The organism is Mucilaginibacter sp., from assembly GCF_036383575.1.
Taxonomy (GTDB): Bacteria; Bacteroidota; Bacteroidia; order Sphingobacteriales; family Sphingobacteriaceae; genus Mucilaginibacter.
This window is the reverse complement of record NZ_DASVOB010000100.1, coordinates 1-4,843: the sequence shown is the minus strand read 5'-3', so window position 1 is coordinate 4,843 and position 4,843 is coordinate 1. Positions and strand designations below refer to the sequence as shown.

Annotated in this window: 5 protein-coding genes; 4 read left to right on the top strand and 1 reads right to left on the bottom strand. The window is 44.1% G+C overall.

Going from position 1 to position 4,843, the window contains the following annotated elements:
* The coding region (locus VF500_RS03710; RefSeq protein WP_330858379.1) for a hypothetical protein at positions 1-924 on the top strand (924 nt) is incomplete at its 5' end.
* A 163-nt stretch (positions 925-1,087) separates the two neighbouring features.
* On the opposite strand, the gene VF500_RS03705 is transcribed toward VF500_RS03710, so the two are convergent.
* Positions 1,088-1,489, bottom strand: a complete 402-nt coding sequence (locus VF500_RS03705; protein WP_330858378.1) for a helix-turn-helix domain-containing protein — start codon at positions 1,487-1,489, stop codon at positions 1,088-1,090.
* A 146-nt stretch (positions 1,490-1,635) separates the two neighbouring features.
* On the opposite strand from VF500_RS03705, the gene VF500_RS03700 reads away from it, so the two are divergent.
* The 3 genes from VF500_RS03700 to VF500_RS03690 all read left to right on the top strand — a co-directional run bounded on the left by VF500_RS03700 (position 1,636) and on the right by VF500_RS03690 (position 4,317).
* Positions 1,636-2,436: an SDR family oxidoreductase gene (locus VF500_RS03700; RefSeq protein ID WP_330858377.1), complete on the top strand. Its 801-nt coding sequence runs from the start codon at positions 1,636-1,638 to the stop codon at positions 2,434-2,436.
* A gap of 202 nt (positions 2,437-2,638) precedes the next feature.
* Complete coding sequence (locus VF500_RS03695) at positions 2,639-3,355, top strand: DUF4397 domain-containing protein (protein WP_330858376.1); 717 nt, start codon at positions 2,639-2,641, stop codon at positions 3,353-3,355.
* A 143-nt stretch (positions 3,356-3,498) separates the two neighbouring features.
* A complete protein-coding gene (locus VF500_RS03690; protein WP_330858375.1) occupies positions 3,499-4,317 on the top strand; it encodes a glycosyltransferase family protein in 819 nt (272 codons plus the stop codon).
* Positions 4,318-4,843 lie beyond the last annotated feature (526 nt).

Genomic DNA, 4,843 nt, shown 5'->3' with positions numbered 1-4,843 from the left:
GGTTTTGGGAAAGCCATATTGGATAAAGGAACCGATATGGTATCGGGCGGCAGCCTTAATAAATTGCTAAAACAGCCGCAGGCCATTACCACCAGTTTTAATGACGTTAACAAAACAGGCTCCAAACCACCATCGTTTATGGAAGGGCAGGTGGCCGAGCCTTTATACCTTTTGCCAAAAGCACCCGGAGGCGGATTTAAGCTTTGCGCTGGTTTTTATGAAATGACCAGCAAAAGCTATTGTCTGCATGCGGGTACCCGTGGCCCCAGTACAGGCGACGGGTATATGCTTGCCCCGGTGCTGGGGCCAAAGCGTGATGTGGTAATACTGATATTAAAACATGCTGAAACTCATCCCGAGGTTGACCAGCATAGCATCCAGATATTATTATGGTCGATTATTGCACGCACCAGGTTTGTTGATATGGGAGCCGATATTAAGCTTACCGCAACCAGGCTGCTATCAGCTAATGAACTGTTAATGCTGGAAGGAGGTGCGCTGGGTGTATTGCCCGTCAGTGTAATGGATAAAGCCAAAAGCCAATTGCCGCCTGCGGTTCAAAGTATTTTTGAGGCTGAAAACAATATCCGCCGATTAGCTGCCTCTGGTAATTCATCTTACGAAGAGATGGAAAAGTATGCCATGTTAGCCGGTTTGGCTCCGGCGCCCGATCCGGCGGTACCATCAGGGATATGGTCATTACATCCAGATGGATATTACATCCGGTTCTATCCGCATAGCTATTCAAAAACCACGGTACAGATCTACGTACCGAAAGAACTCCTCAGCACAAAACCCGGTTTGGTTTATGACGGGCCTAATGGCATTGCCTGTCCGGCCAATGTAGGTTCGCAGCGCCTGGCTCAAACCAATGAACCGCTAAATCCTGATTATAATCAAAAATTAAAAACAATCTGTAATTAATAGATAGGGGAAAGGTTAAAGAAAAAAGGCGAAAGGTTTTGTTTCTTTTCGCCTTTTTTTGTTTGGTGGTGTCCCATGCTTTATTCTTAAACAACCGGTGGATAAAACTATTGAAGACTTACGAAGTTTTAGTCTGGATAAAAAGGATCGCCTGTTATGTACATTAACAAGCGGTCCTTTTTATCGTGGTTAAGGTGTTACACCTCCGGCAATACCAACCGTTTTTTATTACCCTCCTCAGGTGTTCGCTGTTATGATCACCCCACTGGCCAAGCTCATTGATGATAGGCATTATTGATTTGCCCAAATCTGTTAAATAATATTCCACTTTGGGCGGTTGCTGATCGTACACGGTTTTAGCTACCAATCCGTCATCTTCCAGTTGCTTTAGTTGAATGTTTAAAACCCGGCGCGTTGCCTCGGGGATATTTTTTTGTAACTGCCCGGGCCGGCTTATACCTTGTGATATGTAGTATAACAGATGGATCTTCCACTTGCCAAATACAACTTCACGTATCAGGTCGAGTCCACACTCCTCTTGTATCGGTAATTTTCTTTCGTACATAATACTTCCGTTTCGGTATTATTTAAACTGCAAATTTCGGCAACTACAGGGATAAATTTATCCGTATTGAATCATTTTTCCGTACTTGACCAGCCCCAGATACTTCACCAACTTTGCATCATCATACAAACATAAATTGACATAAAATGATTGCAAAAGCAAATTTCAATATCGACACAAACGAGTTTAAAGGTAAAAAGATCCTGGTTACGGCAGGTACTAAAGGCGCAGGCAAGGCCATTTTTGAACGCCTGCTTAAAGGTGGGGCCAGCATTGTAACTACTGCCCGTACCCAACCGGTAGATCTTGATCCCGAACATTTCATCCAGGCCGACCTTAGCACCAAAGCAGGAACTGATAAAGTAGTAAAAGAAACGCTTGAACGTTTAGGCGGCATCGACATCCTGATCAATAACCTTGGCGGTTCTGAATCACCTGCCGGAGGAGTCATGGTGTTAAGCGATGAAGATTGGGAAGCAGCTCTACAAACCAATTTGTTGGCAGCGGTTCGTTTAGACAGGGGCTTGCTGCCAACCATGCTCAATCAGAAACAGGGTGTCATCCTGCATATTTCATCCATCCAGCGTAAAATGCCGCTTTTTGAAGCGACGTTACCTTATGCTGCGGCAAAAGCAGCGCTAAGTAATTATAGTAAAGGTATCTCCAAAGAGCTTGCCTCAAAAGGTATACGCGTTAACTCGGTAGCACCCGGATTTATCAACACCGGTGGTGCGCAAGGCATGATCGATAACCTTGCATCTCAAAACGGCGGCGATCAAGCAGCTGCCCTGAAAATCATTATGGATTCGTTGGGAGGCATTCCTATGGGCCGCCCCGCCGAGCCTGAAGAAGTTGCCGAACTGGTAGCCTTCCTGGTATCAGACAGGGCAGCTTACTTAAACGGCGGCGAATTTACTATTGATGGTGGTACTATTCCTATAATATAAGCTCCATTATGATTGTGATAGCGGATAACATTTATCCGCTATTTTTTTACAATTAAAACCCGTATGCTTTAGATACTAAAACAAAAGCCTGAACGTACTTAAATTAAATCACACCCGGGGTTAAAATTTACAACCCCAAGTAGCGTAATGCCTGCTGATTACGTAAAGTTAAAATATCAGTTTATAACCAATATTTTATTTTATGAAAACAGTTCAGCAAAAATTAACAAGGCGGGCAGGCATTATCGGGATGGTGTGTTTGCTGGCAGCAACACTCAGCTCGTGTTTAAAAGATCATAACAACTATGTTCAGCCGCCGGTGGCGCTCGTTTCGGTCATCAATGCCTCTCCCGATTCTGATCCGGTTGATTTTTACCTGGAGCCTAACAGGGCTAATACTTTCCCAATCCGTTACGGTCATGGTATAGATTACATTAATGCTTACCCAGGCAAAAGGACAGCTACCTTTTATGTATCCGGCACAAAGCAGAAATTAGCCGCCGATACTATCGACCTTACAGCAAAAAAACTTTATTCAGTATATCTTGCCAATACCGCAGGCAAACGCGACGTAATTTTTGTAGCCGATTCTATCGTTCAGCCGGCTACCGGGATGGCGAGTGTCCGCCTGGCAAACTTAAGTGCCGATGCAGGTGCCGTTGACCTGGTCACTTCAAAAGACAGTGTTCTGGCATCAAACAAGGCATACAAGCAAGTGTCAGCTTTTGTAACCATCAAGGGCGGCACTACTTATACACTTAATATTCGTCAAAAAGGTACTACTACCGTATTGGCCAGCCTTACCAATGTTAACCTTCGTGCAGGTTCGGTATATACGGTATGGTTACAGGGCATTGCAGCAGCTACCGACTTTAAGAAACTAAGCGCCGACATTCAAACCAACGTTTTCTATTATTAAATAACCTATACCTATGTTGTAAGACCCGGCCCGTGTGCCGGGTTTTATTTTTTATAGATCCATATATTGGTTAACAATTTAATAATATAAACTTCGCCATATTTAAACCTTACCATTATACATTTAACCCGGTTAATATTTTTTTGATAAACCTCAAATTTCCGGAAAAGATGGATGAGCGTGTAGTGATCATAGTGCCGGCCCGCATGGCATCAAGTCGTTTATATGGTAAAGTGATGTTGCCTATATTGGGCAAAAGTTTATTGGCGCGCATGGTAGAGCGGATAGGTATGATCCAACACCAGGCCAGCATTGTTATTGCCACCTCCGAAGGTGCCGAAGACGATGTTATTGCCAAAGAGTCCGAAAGCCTTAACATTCAGTGCTATCGCGGCAGCCTTGTAAACTTATTGGACAGGCATTACCAGGCAGCTAAATTCTCTAACGCCGATGTAGTTGTAAAAATCCCCGCCGACTGCCCGCTGATCGATCCGCGGATCATTGATAAGGTATTAGAATATTTTTTTAGCCACAGGCAAAAGTTTGATTATGTCAGCAACCTTTACCCGGCCACCTATCCCGATGGTAACGATGTAGAGGTAATGTCTATGGCCTGCCTGAAACAAGCCTGGGAGAACGCCGGTCGCCCTTATGACCTGGAGCATACGTCGCCGTACATATACGAAAACCCGCTTATTTTCAATATAGGCAATGTAACATGGGAAACCGGTTTGGATTATTCCATGTCGCACCGCTTTTCGCTTGATCACCCCGAAGATTTTTATTTCATTGAGCGCGTGTTCAAAGAGCTATACCCTGTTTGCAACCGTTTCTCCTGCCAGGATATCCTTAACCTGCTGAAACTAAAACCCGAGATCTACGAAATTAATGCCCGATATAACAGTACCAACTGGTACAATAAACACCTGAGCGAAGTAAAGCCCGAATTTGCGATGGCGTAATTTAGTGATTAGAGGTTGGTGATTGGAGATTAGTTAGCACCCCGGTTTGCTAACGGAATAAACTTTTTCATGTAGAGACGAGTCGTCTTGAAACAGTACCCAGCCAATTATAAATTTAGAGGCAAGAAATACACTTTTATTCATTCATTATGGCTTTGCCTGCGGCCCGGGCTATGCACTGCAAGTCCTCGCTTTCCGTCGCACTATAGCCAACGCACGCTCCGGGCTTTCCGCTCCTATCCCTAACGCGGGGTAAGAGAGTGGAGGGCAGAGAATGGTGAATGGTTAACTTGTATAAGCAAAGAGGCTTCACTTTGCGTCTTAGCGCCTTTGCGTGAAACAAATAGAGGATTTGTAGGTCGTGGTTGCCCAGCTAAAGCATTATTGAGTCGTCCTAAAATAGGTTGACAGAAATTAATGCTTTAAAGATAGTCCTTGTTGGTCGATACCAGCAAGGATTTTTTGTTGATGTACAAATTGAGGTGTTTGATAATTTAAAGCCAAATGAGGTCTTCGACAGTTATAA

What these genes read in the sequence shown, in the direction of transcription:
- VF500_RS03705 (WP_330858378.1), bottom strand. Translation starts at nt 1,489, where the DNA reads ATGTACGAAAGAAAATTACCGATACAAGAGGAGTGTGGACTCGACCTG.
- VF500_RS03700 (WP_330858377.1), top strand. Translation starts at nt 1,636, where the DNA reads ATGATTGCAAAAGCAAATTTCAATATCGACACAAACGAGTTTAAAGGT.
- VF500_RS03695 (WP_330858376.1), top strand. Translation starts at nt 2,639, where the DNA reads ATGAAAACAGTTCAGCAAAAATTAACAAGGCGGGCAGGCATTATCGGG.